We start from the raw sequence: 25,406 nt of genomic DNA on the forward strand, positions 1-25,406 counted from the left end.
TGAGCTGGCGGTAAGTCAGTGTCTCTCCATCCAGTACGACGGCGATGTTGTCCGGCGTCTTGTTCACTTGTGCTTCAAACAGGCTGTGGATCGTCGCTTCTGTCGGATATTGGGCATTAGTCTGGTTGAAATCGACGAGCAGCTGTTGTTTTTCCGGTGCGGTGAGGAGGTCGAGCTCGCGCAGTTTGATCTCAGGGTTGTCCACGATCTGCTGAGCTACTTGCTTGAGGTGTCCGGCGATATTCTCCACCAGCTGGCGGTCGTATACGTTGCAGTTGTACATGAACTTGACATACAACTCTTCGGTCGGTGCGACAACGACGTTGAAATCATAGTTGGTCTGCTCAAACGTCTCCACCTGTTCAAACCCGAAGTGAAGCTGCTTCGCCCATGCGGCAGTCGCGTCTTGGGACGGAGTCGGGAAGTTCTCAAAGGCAACGAGGTGGTCGAGCAGGCCCTGCTTGAGATCGCTGACCGCTTGGATCTCCGAGAGTCCCAGATAATCATACGCTGATGATTCGAGCGCATCTGTCTGCACCTTGTCAAGCAGCTGGGTGAAGCTCATCTCCCCTTCTGCTTTGACCCGTACTGGGATGGTGTTGATGAACAGACCGACCATCTCTTCAATCCCCGCTACATTGGCATTGCGTCCAGATACGATGGCTCCGAAGACCACATCATCTACGCGGTTGTAGCCAGCCAACAGGATGCCCCAGATGGATTGGAAAACGCTGTTGAGTGTGGTCTGGCTCTGCTTGGCGAGCTGCTCCAAACCGCTTGTCACGGCTTTGTCCAGATGGAAGACGTGGGATTCGACGGCGTACTCGACGTTTTCTCTGCGGCTCCATTTTGGCAGGGTCGCCAGTTGTTCGTAATCAGCGAGCATGTGCTGCCAGTAGGAGGTGGCTTCGGCTCGGTCCTGCTGCTCCAGCCAGTCGATGTAATCGCTGTACGGATAGACGGGGTCAAGCTCTGGTGTCATGCCATTGAGCCAAGCATGGTAGGTCTGGATGAGTTCACTCAGGATGATCGGTACGCACCAGCCGTCAGCGAGGATATGGTGGAAGCTTAAGATCATGCGGTAGGCTTGGCTTCCGGTCTCAAGGATCGTCAGGCGAATCAGCACGTCTTGGGTCAGATCGAAGCCGCGTTCTTTTTCCTGTTGTTGGTACGCGGTGATGTACGCCTGCTGTGCCGTATCGTCGAGCGAGCTGATATTTTCAAAATGAATCCGGGTCTGACGCTCACGCAGAACGGCTTGCAGCGGACGGGACAGATGCTCGTGGACAAATACGGTGCGCAGGACATCATAGCGTCCGATCACGGCATTGAGGCTTTGCTCCAAGAGGCCGAGATCCAGTGTGCCTGTGAGCGGTACGGAGTATTGTTCCAGATAGGCGTATGCTTCTTGGTCGAGCTTGGCGTGGAACAGCATGCCTTCTTGCATCGGAGACAGCGGGTAGAGCTTGACGATCTCGGCTTGCTCGTCTTGGGCTGCAACCGTTGCTCGGATGGTCTCCCACTCTTCGAGAGTCAGCGCTGCATTGCCCAGATCGGATGGGGTATGCTCGCTGTCTGGCTTGGTGGTGCAATGATCGATGATGCCGAGCAGATTGGCCTTGATGCTTTCGGTGAATCGCTCCATCTGTTCTGCTTGGAAGGCGTGGTGATTGTACATCACATGAAGCTGGAGCTTGCCACCCACGGTCACGGCATTGATATCGATCAGGTGAGAGCGCTCTGCGTCCGGGCTGATCATCTGGCCTGCTGGTAAGGTTGACAGGCTGAATCCATCTGCCTCCGAGCCAGTTCCAATGCTTGCGTCAAACTGACCGAGATAGTTAAAGCTGATCTCTGGTCGGAGAGCACAAGTCAGATCTCCCCTGTTCTCCTCTGGAGTCAGGTAGCGCAGGATGCCATAGCCGACCCCTTTGCTTGGAATGTGGCGCAGGGTTTCTTTGACATGCTTGATGGAATGGGCGATGTCTCCTGCCTGCTTCATATCGAGTACGACTGGGAACGCGGAGGTGAACCAGCCGATGGTGCGGGAGATATCCGCGTTTTCGATCAGTTCTTCACGTCCATGGCCTTCGAGCAGGACCAGTACGTTGTCATGTCCGGTCCAGTTTTTGACCGCGAGACCGAAGGCCGTCAAGAGAATGTCGTTGATCTCGGTATGGTAGGCACGGTGTACTTCTTGGAGCAGCTGCTGGGTATCGGCTTCAGCAAGCTCTACGCTGTGCACGGTGATATCGCTCATGCGGTTCTCGTACTCGTCCACTGCGGTCGGCAACGGCTGGATGGCGGTCTGCTCCAGCTTGCTCCAGTAGGCGCGTTCGCGTTGGAGCTTTTTGCTGGTGGCGTATGCTTGCAGTCCGCTGGCCCAGTCTTTGTACGAAGTGGTTTTGGCTGGGAAGATGATCGCCTCGCCTCGCATGGCTTGCTGGTAGCCGCTGGTAAAGTCTTCGAACAGGATGCGCCAGGATACCCCGTCAATCACCAAGTGGTGAATCACGATGAGCAGGTGGTCGCCTTCTGTGGTATGGAACAGGCCGAGCTTGACCAGTGGGCCTTGGCTGTCGAGCTGGATGCCGGCTTGGATCTCATCTGCCTTTTGCCCGATCAGCGCTGTGATGTCGGCCTCATCTGTGACATCGCGCAGGTCGAGAGTATCCAGCGTAAAGAATTCGCCTTCGAGACTGCGGTTGATCTGGCTCACACGTCCTTCTGGATGGAGGTGATATGCCATCCGCAATGCATCGTGGTGGGCCACCAGTCGGGCAAATACCTGACGTACCGCCTCTTCCTCGAAGCCTTCTTTTCTGTACAGCATCTGTGCTTGGTTGTAATGGTGCGGATCGGTGAAGCCTTCGCCGAAGAACCATTGCTGGATCGGGGTCAGCGTGACTTCGCCTGCCACCAGTCCCTGATCGGAGGTGACGGTGTTGCCCTTGACCAATGGAGCCAGCTCAGCAATCGTTGGATGCTTGAAGAGCGTGCGCATCTCCAGCTTGAGCTGATGCTTGTTCAGTTGGGCAGTAATCTGGATCGCTTTGATCGAATCGCCGCCACATTCGAAGAAATTGTCATGGATGCCGATTGGCTTGATTCCGAGTACCTGCTCCCAGACGGATGCAAGGATCGCTTCACGTTCGTTGCGCGGGCCGACATAGGACTCAGATGCCAGTGTGTGGCCGGTCGGCTCTGGCAGTGCTTTGCGGTCTACCTTACCGTTGGCTGTAAGCGGCATGCGGTCGATCTGGACAAAATACGCCGGGATCATGTAGGACGGCAGCTGTCTAGCCAAGTGCTGGCGCAGCTCGGAGATGCGGATATCGCCTGTGCCTGCTCCGACGATATAAGCGCACAGATCGGTCTGACCGTTGGCAGCGGTATGCGGGATGACGATGGTCTCTTGCACGGATTCGTGTGCGGTGAGCTGCATCTCGATCTCGCCCAGCTCGATGCGGTAGCCGCGTACTTTTACCTGATGGTCGATCCGTCCGAGGTATTCGATGGTACCGTCTGACAGCCAGCGTGCGAGGTCACCTGTACGGTATATGCGCTGGCCTGGAGTGAACGGGTTCTCGATGAATTTGTCCGCATTCAGGTCGTCGCGGTTGAGATAGCCACGGGCCAGCTGGACACCAGCGATACAGAGCTCCCCTGCTACGCCGACTGGCTGCAGGTGTGCCGGGTTGAGCGGATCGATGACGTAGAGCTGGACGTTGTCGATTGGCTTCCCGATGGAGACAGATGCACCTGTGTCATACGTCGGGTCATAGCGGTGGATCATGCAGCCGACGACGGTTTCGGTCGGGCCGTATTCATTGTAGATGTAGAGCTCACGGCCAAATGCCTCTGTGATGGATTGAGCCAGCGTGGTCTTCAGATCATCCCCGCCGACGATGAAGGTATGGATGATCGAATCGCGCAGATCCATGCCGTCGAGCAGGGTCAAGTGGGCCGGGGTCAGCTTGACGATGGTGGATTTGTTATCCGCCAGCACTTTGTCGAGGACGAAGCCGTCGCCGTTGTCTGGGTAGATGTTGATTGTTCCTCCACTGATCAACGGTGTAAAGATACTTGTCACTGTTAAGTCAAAAGCAATCGAAGAATACAGGGCGAACGAATCTGCTTCCTGTTTGAGATATTGCTTGGTGCCCCATGTGATGTAGTTGACCAGACCGCTGTGCTTGAGCATGGTGCCTTTTGGCTTACCGGTGGAGCCGGAGGTGTAGATCACGTAGACGAGATCGTCGGTTACATTGGTGCAAGGCAGGTTAGCCGTCTCTCCGGTATAGAGCGAGGTGTCGGTCAGATTGATCATCTCACCACCGAAGTCCACTTGTGCCAGCAGCTGTGGCTGACCGAGCAGAAGCTTCGCCTGGCTGTCTTCGAGCATGTAGGAGATCCGCTCTTCCGGTGTGCGGGGAGCCATCGGCAGGTAGGCTGCGCCTGCTTTGAGGACAGCAAAGATAGCGATGATCAGCTCGATGGAGTGTTCGCTCAACAGACCGACGATGGTTCCGCGTCCGACGCCTTTGGCCTGAAGCTTGTAGGCCAGTTGGTTGGCACGTTCGTTGAGCTCGCGGTAGGTGCAGGTCAGATCGTCGTGAACCAGGGCGATCGCGTCTGGTGTACGGGCAGCTTGTGCTTCGAAAAGCTGGTGGATCGTCAGATCGAAGTTCGGATCGGTGACGGTCGTGTCATTGAAGCTGTGGATCAACTGTTCCTTCTCCGCGGAGGTGATCACTTCCACATCAGCCAGTCTCACGTCACGGTTCGCTACAATTGCGCGCAGGACTTGGGTAAAATGCCCGGCCATCCGCTCGATGGTCTCGTGCTTGAACAGCTTGGTGCAGTAGTTGAGGCAGCAGTTGAGCGTATCATCTGCTTCTTGGGCTTCGAGGGACAGATCGAACTTCGCCACCTGGTAGCCCGTATCATACGGGATCCCTTCTGCGTCTCCAAAGGTCAACTTGGCCTCCCCGAAGTTCTGCATGGTGAACATCACGTCAAATAGCGGGTTGCGGCTCATATCACGGCGGATGTTAAGCTTCTCAACGATCTCTTCGAACGGATAATCTTGATTTTCAAAAGCGTGCAGAGATGTCTCTCTGACCTCGTGCAGGAAGTCAGCGAAGCTCTTTTCGCTCGTTGGGAACCCGCGCAGGACGAGCGTGCCGACGAACATCCCGACGATGGACTGCAGATCAGCGTGTGGACGGCCTGCGATGGCACTGCCGACGAGGATGTCGTCTTGACCGCTGTATTTGGCAAGCAACACTTGCAAGGCGGCAAGCAGCACCATGTACATCGTGGTTCCGGTCTCGGCTGCCAGCTCGCGCAGGGATTGGGTCAAGTCGGAGTCGACGCTAAAGAGGTGCAGTTGACCATCGAAGCTTTGGACGGATGGTCTGACGTAGTCGGTTGGCAGCTGCAGGGCCGGGATCTCTCCTGCGAGGGCTTCGAGCCAGTAGTTCTCTTGCTTCTGCATCAGCTCGGTACCGTACTGCGCCTGCTGCCAAGCGGCAAAATCCTTGTACTGGATACGCAGGGCTGGCAGTTCTTCGCCTGCGTAGAGCTGGGACAGCTCGCTGAACAAGAGATTCATAGAGACACCATCGGAGATGATGTGGTGCATGTCGAGCAGGAGGTAGTGTCTTTGTGTGCGTGTGGCAGTTGCTTCTGAGCTGATTCTACTAGGTTCACCCTGATTGATCAGTTCGGCACTGGTGACAGCCTCTGCTTCCTCGCAGGTAATCAGCTCAGCCCGGAACAGTGGCGCCGTCCCCAGATCAAATGGCTGGACAAAACCCTTCAGCAGTTCATCCACCTTCTCCGCCGCAACGTGCGGATGATAGAGCAGACGGAAATCTACCTCGCCATGAACACGCTGCACAGGTTCCCCGTCCATCCACTCAAAAGATGTCCGCAGACTTTCATGGCGTCCAATCAGCGCCTGCAAGGCTTCCGCAAGACGGGATGCATCCAGCTCGCCATCTATTTGCAGCACGACAGGCATGTTGTAGGCTACTTCTGTTCCTTCCAGCTCGCTTAGGATCAGCAGACGTTTCTGCGCAGACGATACGGCATACGCGTCACGCTCTTCCACAGGTTCAATCGCGGTGTAGCTGCTTTTTTGCGTGTGTTCAATCCGTTCGGCAAGCCCTTCGATGGTCGGGGCATGGAAGATGTCGCGCAGAGCTGCTTTTACCTCGAACTCTTTGTGGAGTCGGGAGATGAGCACGGTTGCTTTGAGCGAGTGGCCGCCGAGCTCGAAGAAGTTGTCGCGCACACCGATCCGCTCTACCCCCAAGAGCTCCTGCCAGATGCTGACCAGACGCATCTCGGTCGCGGTATGTGGTGCGACATACTCCACCCCTGTCGCTACACGGCCTGCGGATGGCTCAGGAAGCAGCTTGCGGTCGATCTTCCCGTTGGCTGACAGCGGCATGGCATCCAATTGGACAAAATACGCCGGGATCATGTACTCAGGCAGATCAGTTGCCAAGTACTGGCGCAGTCCGGCAATCGTCAGCTCTTCGCTTGCGACGAAGTAGGCACTCAGATCGTATTGACCGAATTCGTCTTTTCTGGCTACGACGACCGTTTCTTTGACCGCTGGATGCTGGAGCAGGAGCGTTTCGATCTCGCCCAGCTCGATGCGGTAGCCGCGGATTTTGACCTGATGATCGATCCGTCCGAGGTACTCGATGTTGCCGTCAGACATCCAACGTACGAGGTCGCCTGTACGGTACATTTTTTCACCTGGGGTAAATGGGTTGTCGACGAATTTCTCGGCGGTCAGGTCTGGGCGGTTGAGGTAGCCGCGTGCCAGCTGAACCCCTGCGATGCAGAGTTCACCCGCGATGCCGACAGGCTGGAGCTGGTCTGGATGCCGTGGATGAACCACGTAGAGCTGTGTATTGTCGATTGGCTTCCCGATTGGTACGAGGTCGATTTCTTCATCGCTTGCGCAGTTGAAGTACGATACGTCTACAGTCGCTTCGGTCGGGCCGTACAGATTGATTAGCTGTGTCCCGTATCGGTGGTACAGCAGTCGGTTGAAGCGGTTCACATGCGCCACCTGCAAGGCTTCCCCTGAGGCAAAAACCCAGCGCAGACTGGACAGCCGTTCGATGTCGGCAGACCCGTCGATATGCTCTTGGAATGCATGCAGCATCGATGGGACGAAGTGCATGGTAGTGACGCGGTAGGTGTCAATCGCATCGACGATGACGGCAGGCTCTTTTTCACCGCCTGGGGTCAGGAAGGCGACCGATGCTCCGACGAAGGACCACCAGAACTGCTCCCAGACTGATACGTCAAAGGTGTACGGGGTCTTTTGCAGGATCACGTCTGTCTCGCTGATCGGGTATGCCTTCTGCATCCAGCCGATCCGGTTGATCGCGGAGTGATGCTCGATCAGGGTGCCTTTAGGCTTGCCGGTGGAGCCGGAGGTGTAGATCACATAGGCCAAGTCAGTCGGCTTGTTGATGTGCTCCAGATTGGAGTCGTCGCCTTGGTAGACGGATGGATCGTCCACATGGATCACCGTACCTGCAAAGGCCACGTCTACCTGTACATAGGATTGGGTCAAAAGCAGGCTGGCTCCCGAGTCTTCCAGCATGTATTCGATCCGGTCGAGCGGGAACTCAGGTGAGATCGGCAGGTAAGCACCGCCCGCTTTGAGCACGGCCATGATGCTGACAGACATCTCGGTGGCACGCTCGATGATCAGCGGTACGATCGTATCCGGGCCGACACCTGCTGCACGCAGTCGGCGGGCCAGCTGGTTGGCACGGGCATTCAGCTCGTGATAGGTCAGGCTCTCTCGATCGAACAGGACAGCGATCCGATCCGGTGTCTTCGCCGCTTGGGCTTCTAAGATCTGATGCAGGGTCAGATGCTTCGGATAGTCGCAGGCCGTATCGTTGAAGGTGTGGAGGATCTGCTGTTTCTCTGCCTCGCTCATCATGTTGATCTCTGCCAGACGCCCATCACGGTTGGTCACGATCATGCGCAGCACCTGCTTATAATGGCGGGCAAACCGCTCCATCGTCTCACGGCTGAATAGCTTGGTGCAGTAGTTAAGCCAGCACTCGATCTCTTCCCCGGCCTCCTGTGCCTGCAGGATGAAGTCGAATTTCGACAGGTTGTAGCTGTCATTCTGATACGGCGTGACGTTCACACCATCCAGCTTGAGCGTGCTGTCCCCCGCATTTTGCAGGACGAACATCACATCAAACAGCGGGTTACGGCCCAAGTCACGTCTGATAGACAGCTTCTCTACCAATTCTTCAAACGGATACTCCTGATGTTCAAAAGCATGCAAAGTGGTCTCTCTCACCTCTGCCAGATAGTCAGCAAACGTCTTCTCAGCCGCCGGGAAGCCACGCAGCACCAGCGTACCGACGAACATCCCGATGATCGCTTGTAGGTCATCATGCGGACGGCCTGCTATCGGGCTTCCGATCAAGATTTCTTCTTGTCCGCTGTACTTGGCGAGTGTCACCTGCAAGGCGGCAAGCAGCACCATGTACAGGGTCGTTCCCGTCTCGGCGGTGAGCTGGCGGAGCTGTTGGGCCAGTTCTTTTTCTACCACGAACGGTGCGATGTCACCCTCAAAGCTCTGAACAGCCGGACGCGGGTAGTCGGTCGGCATTTGCAGGACAGGGATTTCCCCAGCAAGGGCGTCGAGCCAGTAGGCTTCCTGTTTTTTCATCAGATCGGTCTGTTGGAGGTTCTGCTGCCAGACGGCAAAATCTTTGTACTGGAGGTGAAGCGGTTCCAGCGTCTGTCCGGCATAGAGCTTGGACAATTCGTCGCAGAACAGGCTCATGGAGACCCCGTCAGAGATGATATGGTGCATGTCAATCAACAGCAGGTGCTGGTCTACTCCATAGGTGACCAGATGCACACGGAACAACGGCGCCTGCTTCAGATCAAATGGCTGCATGAAGGATGCCGCGATGCGGTTAAGCTGCTTCTCCACCCGTTCGGAGACGAGATGGGTATGTCTCATGCGGAACACCAGATCATCATGTACCCGCTGGACCGGCTCTCCATCCACCCAGTCAAAAGAAGTCCGCAGACTCTCATGGCGTTCGACCAGCGATTGCAGCGCGTATTCGAGGCAAGTGGCGTCGATTGGGCCATCCAGCTTGAGCATGCCAGGCATGTTGTAGGCAAGCTCTGCCCCATCCATCTCGCTTAAGATCAGCAAGCGTCTTTGTGCGGAGGAGACGGGATAGTACTCGCGTTTTTCCACCGGTTGAATCGCCAGATAGTGGCTCTCCTCCGCCTGCTCGATCAGCTGTGCCAAGCCTGCGATGGTCGGGTTCTGGAAAAGCTCGCGGAGCGAAATCTGGGTATTGCATTCCTTATGCAGCTTGGAGACGAGTACAGTGGCTTTGAGCGAATGGCCGCCGAGGGCGAAGAAGTCGTCATGGATGCCGATGCGCTCTGCTCCCAGCAGCTCTTTCCAGATGCTGACCAGCTTCTTCTCTGTCTCGGTGCGTGGGGCGGTGTAGGCTTGTTGGCTGCCTGTCAGCTCAGGCTGTGGCAGTGCACGCTTGTTGACTTTGCCGTTGGTGGTAAGCGGCATTCGCTCAAGCTGCATGAAGCAGGACGGGATCATATAGGACGGCAGGCTTTGGCCGATGTATGCTTTCAGCTCGCCCGTATCCACTTCGCTCTTGGCTGTGAAGTAGGCGCATAGCTGGCTTTGGCCCGTCGCGTCCTTGAACATCACGACGACCGCTTCCTGTACCGCCTCATGCGCGGTAAGCTTCGCTTCGATCTCGCCCAGCTCGATGCGGAAGCCGCGGATTTTGACCTGTCCATCGATCCGGTCGAGGTATTCGATGCTACCGTCTGCGAGCCATCTGACGAGGTCACCGGAGCGGTACATCGTTTTGCCAGACTGGAATGGATGTGGAACGAATTTCTCAGCAGTCAGGTCCGGACGGTTGAGATAGCCGAGTGCCACACCATCCCCCGCGATGCAGAGTTCACCCGGTACGCCGACTGGCATCAGGCGGTTATAAGCATCGACGACATATAATTCGGTGTTGGCAATCCCATGACCGATCGGCACGGTAGCCGCCGCATCTGCCACTTCATTGATCGGATAGTACGTGGCAAAAACAGTCGTCTCCGTCGGCCCATACACATGAATCAACCGGTCCGTACCCAGAGCCTCCAAAGCCGTCTGGATATGGCGCACCGAGCAGCGTTCACCGCCGAACAGGATTTTTCTCACACCCTGCAGGCTGTCTACCGCCACGTCTACCAACGCATTGAACAGAGCCGTAGTAGCGAAGAACACACTGACTTCTTCACTCTTAATCAGCACGGTCAGCGCTTGGACATCTGGCACGGTTTCTTTTTTCACCAGTACGAGCTTGGCCCCGTTCAACAACGCACCAAAAATATCAAAGGTAGAACCGTCGAAGGCATAGTTAGAGAGCTGCAAAAGCGCATCCTCCGGCGTGATCTCGATGTAGTTGGTCTGCTTGACAACACGGCTGACATTGGCGTGGGTGGTCATGACCCCTTTTGGCTGGCCGGTTGTGCCGGAGGTGTAGATGATATAGCAGAGATCATCCGCTGTGCCCACAGGCTGCTCCAGATCCGCTGTATCGGTACCGAACAGTGCCGGGCCGTCCAACTCAATCACTTGTCCACCGAAAGACTCAACCGCTTGGTGCTGCAAAAGTCTGCTCTGGGTCACGATCACATCCGTCTGGGTATCCGCCAGCATGAACTGCACACGCTCCAGCGGGAACTCAGGGTCGATTGGCAGGTAAGCCGCACCTGCTTTGAGAATCCCGAAGATCCCGGCGATCATCTCGCAGGAACGCTCCATCAGCAAACCAACGACATCACCGCGACGGACGCCATGGGCTTGGAGCTGACGGGTCAGCTGATTGGCACGGGCATTGAGCTGTCCGTACGTCCAGACTTCTCCCTCAAAGCTCAGCGCTACCCTCTCAGGAGCTGCTGCCACTTGCTCCTCGAAGAGCTGTGCGAGCGTCTTGTCTTTTGGATAAGCCGTTTCATTCTGGTTGAATGCATAGATCAGCTGCTCCTGCTCTGCAGCGGTGAGGATATCCAGTTCTTGGACAGTCGCGTGCGGATGCTGGATCGCTTGACCGATCAGCTGTTGCAGATGGGCCGCGATGCTCTCTACCATCCCCTTGTCATACACCTGTGCGTTGTACATGAACTTGACGCACAGACCCCCTCCCGGAAGTACAATCACGTTGAAATCATAGTTCGTCTGTTCGAACACATCCATGCCACCGAAGTCAAAACGAAGCTGCTTTTCCCACTCTGCCTTCTCTTCCGGCGGTACCGGATAGTTCTCAAAGACGAGCAGATGATCAAGCAAACCTTGCTTCAGATCCGTCCCTGCTTGGATGTCAGCGAGTGACAGGTAGTCATAGGCGGATGAGGCCAGTGCATGGGTCTGTACTTGTTGGAACAGTTGGGAGAGAGTCATCTCCGCATTCGCCTGCACACGTACAGGGATCGTGTTGATGAACAGACCGATCATCTGCCCGATGCCATTCACACCCGCATTGCGTCCAGAGACAACCGCCCCGAACACGGCATCATCCACTCGGTTATATCTCGTAAGAAGCATGCCCCAGATCGCTTGGAACGCACTGTTGAGCGTGGCATTGACCTGCTTCGCCAGCTGCTCCAGACGGCTCGTCGTCTCGGTGTCGAGATAGAACACATGGGTCTCTTGCACGTAACCATTGGACTGTCCGCTATGGATCGGCCCACTGTGAGCTTTTGGCAGAGTAGCAGGCTCCTCGTAGCCGCTCAGATGCTCTTGCCAGTAGGCAGCTGCTTCTGCACGGTCCTGCTGCTGCAGCCAGTTGATATATTCGCTGTACGGCTCGATCTCACCCAGCTCCGGTACAAGACCATTGAGCAGCGCATGATAAGTCCCAATCAGCTCGGACAAGATTGTAACCAGAGACCAGCCGTCTAAGAGAATATGATGGAAACTCACGACCATCTGATACTCTTCCACACCCGTCTTCAGAACAGCAAGTCGCATCAGCACATCCTGTGACATATCGAAGCCACGCTCTTTATCCTGTGCTTTGTATGCCTGCAGGCAGGAAGACTGCTCTTGTACACTCAGATGCGAGATATCCACCCACTGTACCTCTGCCCGGCGCTCACCCAACACAACCTGCCACGGACGGGACAGCTGCTCATGGACAAATACGGTTCGCAGAATATCATGACGGTTCAACAGCATCTGGAAGCTTTCTTTCATCTTGTCCAAATCAAAAGCACCCTGCAGCGGAATCGTCGTCTGCTCAAAATAAGCCGGACTGCCCTGCTCCATCAGCGCATGGAACAGCATCCCCTCCTGCATCGGGGAGAGCGGATACACCTTGGTGATCACAGCATCTCCTGCCGTCTCCTGCAAGACAGATTGAATCCGTTCAAACTCTTCTATGGATAACTGCTTCGCCCCCACATCGGACGGTGTCTGCTGGCTGCTTGTCTGCGCCGCGCAGTGCTCGATGATGGCAAGCAGATTTTCTTTAAAACGCTTCGTAAAGCGGCGGATAGTCGATTCGTGGAAGGCCTGCTGGTTGTACAGCACTTCCATCCGAAGCTTACCGCCAAAAATACCGCCGAACAGATCAAGCTGCTGCCCCCGGACAAACTCAGGGCTGATCGGATTGCCCGCCGACAGCGTGGAGGCTTGGAACAGACCTGTCTCCGTATCCTGGTCAAACTGCCCCAAATAGTTAAAACTGATCTCTGGTTGCAGTTTATAACACATCGGTTCATTGACTGAGTGTGTTAAATATTGTAAGATTCCATAACCGACCCCCTTATTCGGAATTCGTCTCAGGGTCTCTTTTACCTGTTTGATCTGGGCAGAGAGTTCATCTGCGCCAGTGTTTAGAATGACCGGATAAGCGGAGGTGAACCACCCTACTGTTCGGGTAATATCCATCCCTGGTATGAACTCTTCGCGTCCGTGACCTTCGAGGAGGATCAGCACATTGTCATCTTGTGTCCACTCTTGGACTGTACGGCTGAGAGCGGTGAGCAGAATGTCGTTCATCTCGGTATGATAGGCATGATGAACCCCTTTGATGAGCTGTTTGGTCGCTGCTTTCGACAGTTCGACGGTAAGCGTTGCACTGTGTTTCATCCGGTTTTCCACAGCCGGCAGATCGGTTGGCAACGGCTTCACATCAGTCTCATCCAGCTTGTTCCAGTACATATTCTCTTTGAGCAGAGTTTTGTCAGTGGCATAGGCATGAAGACGTGTCGCCCATTCTTGGAAAGAAGCGGTCTTCGCCGGGAACACAATTGCTTCCCCGTTGTGCGCCTGGGTGTAGCCTGTGTTGAAATCTTCGAACAAGATGCGCCAGGAGACACCGTCGATCACCAGATGGTGGATCACGATCAAGAGGTGGTCGCCCGTCATGGTTTGGAATAAGCCAAGCTTGATCAGCGGGCCTTGTCCCTTCAGGTCGATGGTTGATTGCAGACGGTTGGATTCCGACTCCACCATCTCTGCCACAACCGTTTCATCCGCTTCGTGTGTGAGATCGATCACGTCAAGGGTAAACAACTGGTCTGTCGCGCCAACGACACCCCGATTACCCTGTTGCACCTGGTTTCCTTCGCCAAAAGTGTAAACCATGCGCAGCGCGTCGTGATGCTCCACGAGGCGGGTGAATACCTGACGGATGATCCCAGCGTCAAAGCCTTCTTTGCGGAAGAGCATGTGCGCTTGGTTAAAATGATGCAGGTCTTCTTTTTGTGTCTCAAAGAACCACCGCTGAATCGGTGTCAGCAGTACCTCACCCTCTACCGTGCCTTGGTCAAAGGTGTTGGTCTCTGTTTTTACATATTTGCCTAACTCCGCAATCGTCGGATATTTGAAAATGTCACCCATCGTAAGCTTACGGCCTTCTTTGCCGAGTCGGGCTGAGATCTGGATCGCCTTGATCGAGTCGCCCCCTGCTTCAAAGAAGTTGTCAGTAATCCCGATACGTTCTACCCCCAGAGCTTTTTGCCAAGCTTCTGCGATCAGAGTCTCTGTCTCATTGCGCGGTGCGACGTATTCGCTCTGCAGGAGGCTGTTGCTCTTGTCAGGCTTTGGCAGGGCTTTTTTGTCGATTTTACCGTTGACAGTCAGCGGCATACGCTCGACGGGGACAAAATACGCCGGAATCATGTAAGCGGGTACATTTTGACCGATATGTTCACGCAGGTCGGTGATGCTCCACTCTGCATCCGGTTCGGCTACGATATAGGCGCACAGCTCGGTCTGACCGCTCTCATCGGTAAGCGCCACGACCACGGTCTCATGGACGGCTGTGTGCTTGAGCAGCTGTGTCTCGATTTCACCAAGCTCGATGCGGAAGCCACGGATTTTGACCTGATCATCCATACGACCGAGATATTCGATTGTGCCGTCCGGGAGCCACTGTGCCAAGTCTCCTGTACGGTACATTTTTGTTTCTGGTGCAAAAGGATTCGATACAAATTTCTCTGCGGTCAGTTCAGGACGGTTCCAATACCCGCGCGCCAAGCCTGCTCCTGCTACACACAACTCACCTGGTACTCCGATTGGCTGTGGCTGATTCCACTCATTGACGATGTAGACCTGTGCATTCGGGATCGGCTGACCGATCGGCAGTACGCTGTCGGTGCGCTCTGTCCCCTGCCATGTCGTTGCGATGATCGAGAATTCAGTCGGGCCATACGCATTCAGATAAGTGACACGGTCTCTCCACTGATTAACGATCTCGCTGGTCGTAGCGGAGCCGCCTGTCACGAGGAGACGCAGCGATTGGAGCTTGTCCGCATCCACATTGACGATGTAAACCGGTGGAATCAGCGCTGTCGTGATCTGATTGCTTTCCATAAAGTTGCCGAATGCAACTACATCGTACACGGTGTCCTGTGTCGGTATGTATAAGGTAGCGCCCGCCAACAAGGCCATCGTGATTTCCCAGACAGAAGCGTCAAACGAGAAGCTGGCGAACTGTACCATCCGATCCTGTTGAGTAAGACCATACTCGTTCTGGAAAAAAGTGGCCAGATTCACAATCCCACTGTGCTCGACCATGACCCCTTTTGGCTTGCCGGTCGTCCCTGAGGTGTAGATCACATACGCCAGATCACCTGGTTGTATGTTCAACTGTATATTGTCCGCTTCCCCACTAAACAGCTTAGCCTCATCCAGCGCAAGCACGTGTCCGTCAAACAATACCTTATCGACCAGATGGCTTTGGGTCAAAAGAATCTTCGCCTGACTGTCTTCGAGCATGTAAGTAATCCGCTCAACCGGATAGACCGGGTCAATCGGAACATAGGCTCCACCTGACTTGAGCACGGCGAGGATTGCGACGATCGTCTCGATTGAGCGCTCCGTCATTATGGCAATGATTTGATCTTTGCCTACTCCCTTATCAATCAGCACGCGGGCCAGTTGGTTGGCACGTGCATTCAGTTCGCCGTAGGTCAGCTTCTGGTCTTCGTAGACGACAGCCAGGTGATCCGGCGCCTGTTGGGCCTGTGCTTCGAACCATGCATGAATCGTCTGATCTGCCTGGTAATCTGCAGCCGTGTCGTTGTAGGTGACCAGCACTTGCTGACGCTCTACCTCAGACAGCATCCCGAGTTCACCCAAGCATTTCTCAGGGTGTGTGATCGCATCATCGATCAGATGCATCAGACGGTCAAAAATCCGCCCCATCTCCGCGTCCGTAAATACCTCATGGCGGTAGTCAAAGTCAAGAACCAGCTCATTGGTATCCTTGCGATCTTTGATATGGAGAGTGAAGTCTTCCCCTTCATGGCCCATAAAAATCGGCTCGGTCACAAAGCGAATCCCGTCTTTTTGCTGGTAATCCATCACTTGATATTCAGCGGTAAAGCTGAACAAGCGGGTGAAATCACGATGCTGCTCGCGCAGTTCATTGACCAGCAGGTTGTACGGATATTTCTGGTGGCGCAGAAGACCTGCCTGTTTTTTCGCTACCTTGCGGATGAACGACAGCACATCATCTCCCGGCTCCACCTGCATGCGGAACGGCACAGTGGCAACGAACATCCCCAGTGTATTTTTCTCTTTGGCACTGGAACGGTTGTGGTAGGTCGTCCCAATCGCGATATCAGCCTGTCCGGTGACACGGTACACGTAGACGTTGAGCATCGACATGAACAGTGGGAACACCCCGAGATTCTGCTCTTGGCAGAACGCCTCAATACGGTTTCGCAAATCCTGCGGCACGACAATCTGTTTGCGTGTCGCCTTGGAGCTGACCGCATAGTGATCGTACGGCTTCAATCCTGTAAATTCTGGAAGTGTTGTAAATTCTTCCATCCAGAATTTTCTATCTTTTTGGAAACGGGAAGACTCCAGATATTCCTGTTCGCTTGCAATCGCTTCCGTATAAGCAGGCCGCTGTTGTTCCTCGCGATCCTCCAGTGATTGTGGTTCACCTGTGATGCTAGCATATTCATCCACAATATGATTCAGGAGCATGACGAGCCCGGCACCATCTGCGATGATGTGGTGGAAATTGAGAAACAGAAAAGCTTCTTGCTCACTCCGCTTGATCAGAGCCAGTTCATACAAGTCATTGTCATACAGTTCAAACGGCGTCTGTACTCTCTCTTGCGCCCAGCTGTACATCTCATCCAGATGTTCTGCACGGCTGTAGTCGTAGAACGGGATCTCTTTTGGCTGATAGGGTGCTGTATATTGTCTGGGTTCTTTATTTTCGTCGTCCACGACAATGCGCAGCCGGACTGCCTCATGCTGGCGCAGGACACTCTGAATCGCCTGCCCCAAGGCATCATAGTCAATTTTCTCAGCCTGATAGGTGATGACCACTCCCAAGTTAGAAATGCTTGTCTCTTTCCATAGCTGTTCCATGTACCAGATGCGTTTTTGCGCATGGGTTAATGGATACCCGTTACCATGCTGATCCATGTCAAATTTCCCCCTCGTAACAAAAATAACTGGATAATTTATCCTAGTGCCATTCTAACTTATTTTTATATGGAATAAATATGTAATTTTTGTCTATTGTGTGTAATTTTTAATTTTTTATATATTTTTATGTTGATGTCCATTTTTTCGCAATTTATCGATATTTTATTCTGGTATATCCATAAAATAACACCGTTATCCTTAATAATATTTAACATTTGTTAATTTCGTCCCACCTTCCAATAACTACCAATCTCCTAGTTGTCACACACGATGACTGCTACCAATTCCCTACCCTTTCCATTTCATGCTTATTTCAGACCATGACAGGCCGTTTTTTTACTGCTTCATGTCGTTATTTTTGTTATTCACACTTTCCGAGTTGACTGGATATGGTCAAACATTTTAGGAGAAATGTGTTATACCAATTCAGTTCGATCTGATTATTTATGTGGGTAAAATAAAAAGAAGCAGCCTGATTGTGATCATCGGCGTGCCCCGGATGTAAAAACTGAATATGAAGCCCATCTCCTTGCCATATTAACAGTAATTTCACTGTACTGGGGTTGTTGCCTAGTATAGATGGCATGAAATTTCCGGAGGCATTTTCATGAATCAAATCATATTGTGGAGCTTATTGATCGTTCCGTGGCTCTCCATCCTCTTTTTGGACAAATCAACTCTGCGACGATATTTGCCGGCGGCATTGTTTGTGACGGTGATCAATACATTGGTCTATCAAGCTGCCTATCATTACAATTGGTGGAGGGAATCAGGGCTTTTTGGATGGGATCGCGTGGCCAACGTTCCGTGGGTATACAGTGCGTATCTGGTGGCGACCATCTGGATTTTGCGGTTTACGTATCAAAAGTTCTGGGTGTATCTAACGGTGAATCTTGTTCTGGACGGCCTATATGTGTTCGTCTGGTATCCGGTTCAACGCCGACTGGGTATGGCAACGGGCGACCTGCCTGCTCTCACGACGTATGCCATGATGATTGCTGTAGCGATTTTGGTATATCTGTATCAGGTGTGGCAGGAAGGCGATCCGGTGGAGGGGCTCAACTGGGAGATCCGAAACCGGGAAAAAGCACGCTAAGCGGCAGGATGGCATCCTCGACGAAGCCCTGTAAACAGCAAAAAGCCCTTTGTTGGATAGCATTCCAGCAAAGGGCTTTTATCGTTATGGCTATGCTTTTTTTCGCGTAGTCTTACTCGGTCAGCAACTCTCTGAGCCTGACGACCTTGCTTCGGTCAATCTCACACGCCTGACACAGATACTCCTCGATTGATCCATGGGTTCGAAGCACATCCTGCAGCACATCATCGAGAAAATCATAGCGCACCTCAAACAATGGCTTCATCTGCTCCGATGTAATCCTAAAAAGGCTGATCCATCTGATGGCCTGCTCCATCTTCTTCGCGCGGGGTCCGATGTGTTCATTGGACAGCAGATAATCCTCCATCACGGTCTGATACGGGACACCGGCCAGCAGTTGAAGGGTGGCCGCCACAAAACCGGTCCGATCCTTCCCGCTTGTGCAGTGGATGATGGCGGGGTAATTCTTCTCGTCTGACAAGGCAGTGATGATCTGCTGGATCTGCTGTTTACGGTCATGCGCCATCTTCTGATAGACATCCTTCATGATCGCTGCAAAATCCAGTTCTTTGGGCTTTTGCGTCAGCAGGCGGAAAAACTCAGAACGGGAGTAGGTCTGGCTCTCATGCTGCATCGATGCATGGATCGTCTCGATCCCGCTCTGTTTGGGAATTCGGCTTGGTTTGGATTTGCATTCGTTGGGCGTTCTCAGGTCAACAATCAGCTTGATCCCGAGCTGTTCAATCCGGGCGATATCATGCTGGCTCAGCTTGCACAGGTCATCCGAACGATAGAGCATCCCTTTTTTCATCATGCGTCCGTCTTCGGTTCCGAAGCCCCCGGCATCGCGAAAATTGGCTACCCCGTCAAATGGTCGTAGCTGGCTTCTCTCTTTATGGTTCATCCCCATCTTTCCTTTCTTCTGGGTCAATCTTGCTCCTGTCAAAAACGTCTTGATGACAGAAACACTCTGACGATAGAAAAAAAGCCAATGCACAAGGCATTGGCTCTTTCGGAACTGCTGTAGCATCTGCTATCAATGCGTTTCGTTTGCCCGCTTATTTTTACCCATTGTTTGGGACACGGCTCAGACAAAGCGCAGTATTGACTCCACCAAATCCCATGCTCAGCGTCAAGGCGTGCTGGATATGGTGTGGGATCGCTTCCTGACGTACCCAATGCAGGTCTGGATCGATTGGGTCCTCCAGATTGCGGGTCGGATGAAGCATGGACGCCTCCATCTGCAGCAGGGTAGCGATCACTTCTACCGTACCAGCGGCACTGAGTCCATGTCCGATGATGGATTTGGTCGCATTGATATAGGCATGGGACAGCTGGCAGTCACGAATGGCGGCAAGCTCTGTCTCGTCCCCGATGTGGGAGCCTGTACCATGTGGGTTTATGTAATCGATCTCCTGTGCGGTCAAATCAGCCTGTGCCAGTGCCTGCTGAATCACACGCACCTCGCCTTCATAGGAAGGATTGGGGTTGCGGTTGGCGTCCATGCTCATCGCCCAACCAGAGAGCCGGGCATATGGCTTGACGTCTTCACCCGCGCGTTCCCGGGCGAAGTCAGCCCGCTCGATGACGACAGCCCCGCAGGACTCCCCGTAGATGAAGCCATCTCGGTTGGTGTCAAACGGACGGCAGGCTTTGGCCGGATCATCGGCGTAGCGTTCCGAACCCATCGCCCCGATCGAACGGAAGGCCTGACACTCCCAATAGGATAAATCCATCAACGCACCCATGGCGATACAGACATCCACCTGACCTGTCTGAACCGCATAAATCGCCTGAATAATCGCGGCCTGTCCACTCGCGGAAGCCCCGCCGATCGTGTACGCCATACCTCTGATCCCAAACTGCTCGGTGCATAGACCGCACACGTCACTGTCCATGAAGGAGACCGCATAGTTGGGACGGATAAAGAAAGCCCGATCGTGATACGCTTCCTGAACCTGTACCAATTCCCGCTGCTGGGTATTGGAGCCGCCGATGATCAAGCCGATACGGTGAGGATCGACCCCGTCCAGCTTGGCATCCTGCCACGCTTCATGCAAAGTGACCAACGCCACCTGCCCGGTATAGGAGGCTGTCCGCAGATTCCGTTTGGAAAAGCTGTCCGGAATGTTCAGTGACGGGATTTCCGCACCGATAAAAGCTGAGTCATGCTGTCTTCCCGGACGCTCCATCACGGAAAAAGCATGCGAGCCTGCCAACAAAGCAGAGGCAAATGCCTCTTTTCCCTGGCCAATCGAAGAAGTGACACCGACTCCAGAGATGATCAGATTAGACTGCGGTTGCTTTTGCATAGAACACTTCAGCCAATTCGCCAATATTTTTTACATTTGCGAATTCAACGCGCGGGATTTGCAGACCGAGTGATTCCATGGTCATCATCACGATCTCAGCACGGTCGAGGGAGTTGGCACCCAGGTCCTTCAGTTGGTCTTCCGGATGGAATGTATGGCCTTCCAATTCAGGCAGCAGCTCAAGAATATGACCAACGATGATTTCAAAAATTTGTTGTTTGCTCATGCTAAATTCCTCCTGGTTGTATTCCTAAGCGGACAAGAGAGCGTATTGCCTGTCTTATTAACTTAGGATGATTTGGTTGGTAGATGTTATTTTTGTATTCTCCCCAATAATAGGTGAAATCTGAAAATTCTACAATGAACTTTTTATATTTTTTTGTAAATATGTCACCTGTTCATGAACCTGTTCGAAGCATTAACCGACAATCGCCGACAGTCTGCGGGTCAGCGTCTCAGCGGTCTCCGTCAACAGCTTGAGGCCAATCTCATCTACGTGTCTGTTACGCCACTCTTCCAGCGGTGTCCCCTTGACCCACTGGTTGAACGCCCCCATAGCAGGACCGCAGTGGATTTGATAGTCGACGCGGTGGGCTTGGTCGCCGGCGAGCGCCAGACGGGTAGAATGGGCGAAATACCATTTGAACACCAGTGACATTTTGTGCTTCGGATTTTTTTCGGCTTTTTCTACCTCGGCTGATGACTTGTAGTCTTTGATCTCTTGATAGACCTCGTCGAAGGTACGGTAGAAGTACTTTTCTTGGATCATCTTTTTGGTTTTGTCGTCGATCTCGTCCAAGGAGTTGAATTGGCGGTAGAGATCGTAGAGCTTATTGGCCCGCGCCGGGAAAAACAGCCCTTTCTTGAGTACCTGTACCTTGGCACCCAACTCGAACATGTCGCCAGCCGGTGCATATTCGTTATCCTGTACGTTGGCCTGCTGGAGCAGGTCTTTCACCGCATCACTGGTTCCTGCCTCCACCGTACATTGGTTGATCGAGCCTGTGGTGATGTATTCCGCGCCCAAGATGAAGGCTGCGGCGGCTGCCTCTGGTGTGCCGATTCCACCTGCGGCTCCGATCCGTACTTTTTTGGCGTAGCCGTATTGCTGTACCTTTTCGTTGCGCAGCTTGATCATCGCAGGCATCAGGGTATAAGCGATTCCCATGTCGGTGTGGCCGCCTGAGTCTGCTTCGACGGTGATGTCATCTGCCATCGGAACGGACTTGAGCCATTCGGCTTCCTGTGACGTGAGTTGGTTTTCCTGCAGGAGTTTTTCTACCATATGCTCGGGAGCCGGACTCAAAAAGACTTCCGCCACCTCTGGACGCGATACCTTGGCGATCAGCTTGTTGGCGGTGTGGATGGTGCCGTCTGCGTTGCGGCTGAGCCCTTTTGCCCGGTATTTGATCAGGGCCGGGGTGATGCTCATGAAGGCAGACGCTTCCATGATTCTCACACCATATTGAAGGTACAGGTCGATCATGTTCATCTCAGCAGTCGGATTGCCCAGGTTATGTAAAAGATTCATGCCATATGCTTGTCCTTGGTTGAGCTCTTGCTGGATGCGCCGGATGGCCTTCTCCACCTGCTCAACGCTCATGCCGCCCGTCCCGTAGAATCCAAGCATCCCGGCCTTCCCGACTCGGATGACCATCTCTTCGGAGGCGATGCCTTTATACATGGAACCGGTCACGTAGGCGTATTTGAGGTTGTAGTCCTTTTTGAACTGCTCATCACCCAAGGAGGAAGCGCTGAGACCAGCGGATTTGGCTGGTGCAGCTGCTTGCTGGGACGGTTGCGGTGTGCTTGAAGGTGCTTCGACCGCTGCAGCCACTTCTGCCATGGCCTGCTCAGCCTCGTCTGCCACCACTAGTGGTTCTGCTTCTCTGCGGATGGTCGTTACCAGCTTGGTCAGTACGTTACCCGGCCCGACCTCGACAATCTCCATCTCCCCACGCCCCATCAGGTAGCGGATGGTTTCGGTCCATTTGACTTGATTGGTGATCTGCTTGACCAGGTTGGTCTTCAGGTCTGCCTGTTTATACGGTCTTGCATGAATATTCGAGATAACCGGAATCGCCAGTGGAGCAAACGGAAACTGATTCAGGTAGTCAGCAAAGATGCGTTCTGCATCGCTCATATAACGGGAATGAAACGCACCGCTTACGTTGAGCGGCAGATAGACCCGCACACCTGCCGCCTCAAAGATCGGCTTCGCCCGCTGGATATCCGCTTTGCGCCCCGCGATGACGATCTGGGACGGGCTGTTATGGTTGGCGATATCAATCTCGGTCAGACCATTCTCTATCAGCACTTCGTTGATTTTTTCCGGTGAGAATCCGATGACTGCCGCCATTCCCCCTTCTGCCGCTTGGCTCATCAATTCGCCGCGCTTTTTGACCAGCTTCACGCCTGTTTCAAAATCGAATGCACCTGCTGCGAACAGAGCATTGTATTCACCCAGGCTGTGCCCGGCTACATAGTCTGGTTTCCGGCCAGTTTCATTTACCTTCTTCAGATAGCTAAGTGCATTCACGACGAACAGTGCCGGCTGGGTAAACTGAGTCTTGCCCAGCTCCTGTGCCGGATCTTCCAAGCACAACTGCTTAATCGAATAGCCTAAGATCTGATCAGCCTGGGCAGTCAGATGGGCAAACTCATCGAAAAGAGTACCCCCCATCCCTTTATGCTGGGAGCCTTGTCCTGGAAAAACATATGTAACCATGTCTCAAACACCTCTCCTACTATGATTCGTTCCCTTTCCAGAAAAATAGAAAATCCGATTACTCTCTGACAAATGTAAGAGTAACCGGATGGGATTCCAGAAAAACAAAATGAGGACATACCTTTCCCAGATCATCTGCATGAAACTTCATACACACTACCAAATCTGATTCCCTATAGACCCTAACATCCTCCAACGTGCCGAAACATCGATTCGATTCGGTTAGGTAACAAATAAATTTTACGAAAAGGAATAAGTAACGTCAAGGCGATATTCCATTATTTTACGGAAATTATTAATTTTTGATACGGAGCGAAGCCGCGCAGAGCCTCCTGATTCTTTTGCGTCATTCTCGTGAAACCTACGGGAACGTCATCCCTTCATGAATGATCCTCTTTTTACGATTCGATGACTAAATCAGCCATTCTCTACAGATTCTATTGAAAACAAGCCACAAGAAAGGAAAGCATGATGGCAGAAAAACCAAATGTGTCTTCAACTGACCATAACATTCGTTTGACGTCGGCCGAAATTGCCAACCTGTGGGGCACGTATATGGGGAATTCGATGTCTGTGTGCGTTCTTCAATATTTTTATGAGCATGTGGAGGATCGGGAAATCAGGGAAGCGCTGGAGTATGCCGTGTCGCTTGCGAAGAAGCATGTCGAACGGGTCAGAGATATTTTTGCGCATGAGGCGTTCCCGATTCCGGTCGGATTCACCAATCAGGATGTAAATCTGAAGGCTCCCCGGCTGTTTTCGGATACGTTTTTCTTGAATTATCTTCATCAGACAACCAAAAGCGGGTTCAATCTCTATGGGGTTGCCCTGCCTAACATCGCCCGCTCCGATGTCCGTGACTTTTTCTCGGAGTGTATTGTCTCGTTGACCTCGCTTTACAACAAGGTGGCCAATATCTCTTTATCCAAAGGTCTTTTTATCAGACCCCCGTATATTACGGTTCCGCATGGAGTCGATTTTGTGGAGTCGCCCAGCTTTCTAGCCGGATTTCTCGGTAAGAACCGCCCTCTCAATGCTCTAGAGATCACCCATATTCATTCAAACATCCAGTCGAATGCGTTGGGGAAAGCACTCGTAATGGGCTTCAGTCAAGTGGCCGAAAACGTTGAGGTGAGAGACTATTTCCTTCGGGGCAAAGAAATCGCGTCGAAGCATATGGATGTATTAAGCGATATCTTTCGAAATGAGGAATTGCCTGCCGCCATGTCTTGGGATCATGATATCATGGATTCCACAGAACCGCCGTTCTCTGATAAGCTCATGCTGTTTCACATCATGGGCTTGAACGCGCTTGGATTATCTAATTACGGTTCGGCTATATCGGGAAGCCAGCGGCATGATCTCGCAGCGACTTACGGACGGCTGTTCAGTGAGATTGGTCTATATTCGGAAACCGGAGCCAAGCTGATGATCAAAAACGAATGGCTGGAGCAGACGCCATTAGCGCCGAACCGGGACGAACTGGTCATGAGTTGATACACAAAAAAGCAGTCTACCCCTTGATTTCAGGTGTTAGACTGCTTTTGCTTGATTCAAGTACGTATTGGTCGAGCGATTCAGTCCGGCTTCTTCACCTTCTCCTGCGTCTCGCCGTCTACGATCTCCCTGATCGCGCGGATGATCGGGTCAAACTGTGCATAGGAACGGCCATATTCCAGATTAAATCCGTAATCAAAATCAGCCGGATTCGCGCCTTGGTTATGCGTAATGATCGTCTCGATTTTGTCGATGGCTTTGACCAGCTTGGCTTCTTTGGTCTCCACTTTGTTGTATTCCCACCAGAGGTCAAGCAGCTTGTTGCGGGTCCGATCGGGCAGGGATTCGGAGAGCTTGCGTACGTCTGCTTCTTCTTTTTCCAGCTGTCCCTCCAGATTCACCTTAATGGTGGCGGAGATATCCCCTTCGTAAGCTTCTCCAAGGTCATGGATCAGGCACATCTGCATCACTTTATGAAAATCCAGGTCAGGAAAATGATCCTCCAGCACAAAAGCAAGCATAGCCAGCCGCCAGGAATGCTCTGCGACACTCTCTTGCCGGCCTTCTTTTGTCCATGCCGTGCGGGTGGTGTCCTTTAGGCGTCCCAGTTCCTTCATGAAGGTGATGAGTTGGTGATAGGTCTGTGTGTGTTCTCCCATCGCTTTGGTACAGCTCCTCTCGTGGCGTTTGAATCTGATCTCTTTATTTTATAGGATGTGGGAACAAAGAAAAAGCAGTCTACGCCTAGTGGGTTCAGGTGCC

8 protein-coding genes (1 of these 8 running past the window's edge) are annotated in these 25,406 nt (G+C 53.1%); 2 read left to right on the plus strand and 6 right to left on the minus strand.

Translation table 11 applies throughout. The annotated features are described in order from the left end of the window. Positions 1–17,008 carry the 5' portion of a non-ribosomal peptide synthase/polyketide synthase gene (locus FGI41_RS01325; RefSeq protein ID WP_139488091.1) on the minus strand. It extends 13,370 nt beyond the left edge of the window, so only the first 17,008 of its 30,378 coding nucleotides appear in the window; its start codon is at positions 17,006–17,008; its stop codon lies off the left edge, out of view. 610 nt (positions 17,009–17,618) lie between these two features. Between FGI41_RS01325 and FGI41_RS01330 the strand changes: the two genes are divergently transcribed. Continuing rightward, positions 17,619–18,107, plus strand: a complete 489-nt coding sequence (locus FGI41_RS01330) for a hypothetical protein (RefSeq protein WP_139488092.1) — start codon at positions 17,619–17,621, stop codon at positions 18,105–18,107. 112 nt (positions 18,108–18,219) lie between these two features. On the opposite strand, the gene FGI41_RS01335 is transcribed toward FGI41_RS01330, so the two are convergent. The 4 genes from FGI41_RS01335 to fabD form a co-directional block, all read right to left on the minus strand. Next, positions 18,220–19,011 (minus strand): tyrosine-protein phosphatase, encoded by a 792-nt coding sequence (locus FGI41_RS01335; protein WP_139488093.1) that lies wholly within the window; start codon positions 19,009–19,011, stop codon positions 18,220–18,222. 160 nt (positions 19,012–19,171) lie between these two features. Further along, a complete protein-coding gene (locus FGI41_RS01340; RefSeq protein WP_139488094.1) occupies positions 19,172–20,419 on the minus strand; it encodes a beta-ketoacyl synthase N-terminal-like domain-containing protein in 1,248 nt (415 codons plus the stop codon). Further along, positions 20,397–20,645 (minus strand): acyl carrier protein, encoded by a 249-nt coding sequence (locus FGI41_RS01345; protein WP_139488095.1) that lies wholly within the window; start codon positions 20,643–20,645, stop codon positions 20,397–20,399. Before FGI41_RS01345 ends, FGI41_RS01340 begins: the two co-directional genes overlap by 23 nt. A gap of 192 nt (positions 20,646–20,837) precedes the next feature. After that, the gene (gene fabD, locus FGI41_RS01350) at positions 20,838–23,147 is read right to left on the minus strand and encodes an ACP S-malonyltransferase (protein ID WP_139488096.1); all 2,310 of its coding nucleotides are present in this window, start codon (positions 23,145–23,147) and stop codon (positions 20,838–20,840) included. Between the two features lie 471 nt (positions 23,148–23,618). Between fabD and FGI41_RS01355 the strand changes: the two genes are divergently transcribed. After that, positions 23,619–24,644 carry a DUF3231 family protein gene (locus FGI41_RS01355; protein ID WP_255298274.1) on the plus strand — a complete coding sequence of 342 codons (1,026 nt, stop codon included), beginning with the start codon at positions 23,619–23,621 and terminating at the stop codon, positions 24,642–24,644. 80 nt (positions 24,645–24,724) lie between these two features. On the opposite strand, the gene FGI41_RS01360 is transcribed toward FGI41_RS01355, so the two are convergent. Beyond that, complete coding sequence (locus tag FGI41_RS01360) at positions 24,725–25,303, minus strand: HD domain-containing protein (protein WP_139488098.1); 579 nt, start codon at positions 25,301–25,303, stop codon at positions 24,725–24,727. Positions 25,304–25,406: the final 103 nt, after the last annotated feature.

The sequence above is a fragment of the Brevibacillus dissolubilis genome (assembly GCF_006170445.1).
Classification (GTDB): Bacteria; Bacillota; Bacilli; order Brevibacillales; family Brevibacillaceae; genus Brevibacillus_B; species Brevibacillus_B dissolubilis.

Excerpts from the sequence above, each read along its gene's own strand:
- FGI41_RS01335 (WP_139488093.1), bottom strand. The coding sequence starts at position 19,011 with ATGAACCATAAAGAGAGAAGCCAGCTACGACCATTTGACGGGGTAGCC.
- FGI41_RS01360 (WP_139488098.1), bottom strand. The coding sequence starts at position 25,303 with ATGGGAGAACACACACAGACCTATCACCAACTCATCACCTTCATGAAG.
- FGI41_RS01330 (WP_139488092.1), top strand. The coding sequence starts at position 17,619 with ATGAATCAAATCATATTGTGGAGCTTATTGATCGTTCCGTGGCTCTCC.
- fabD (WP_139488096.1), bottom strand. The coding sequence starts at position 23,147 with ATGGTTACATATGTTTTTCCAGGACAAGGCTCCCAGCATAAAGGGATG.
- FGI41_RS01340 (WP_139488094.1), bottom strand. The coding sequence starts at position 20,419 with ATGCAAAAGCAACCGCAGTCTAATCTGATCATCTCTGGAGTCGGTGTC.
- FGI41_RS01345 (WP_139488095.1), bottom strand. The coding sequence starts at position 20,645 with ATGAGCAAACAACAAATTTTTGAAATCATCGTTGGTCATATTCTTGAG.
- FGI41_RS01355 (WP_255298274.1), top strand. The coding sequence starts at position 23,619 with ATGGCAGAAAAACCAAATGTGTCTTCAACTGACCATAACATTCGTTTG.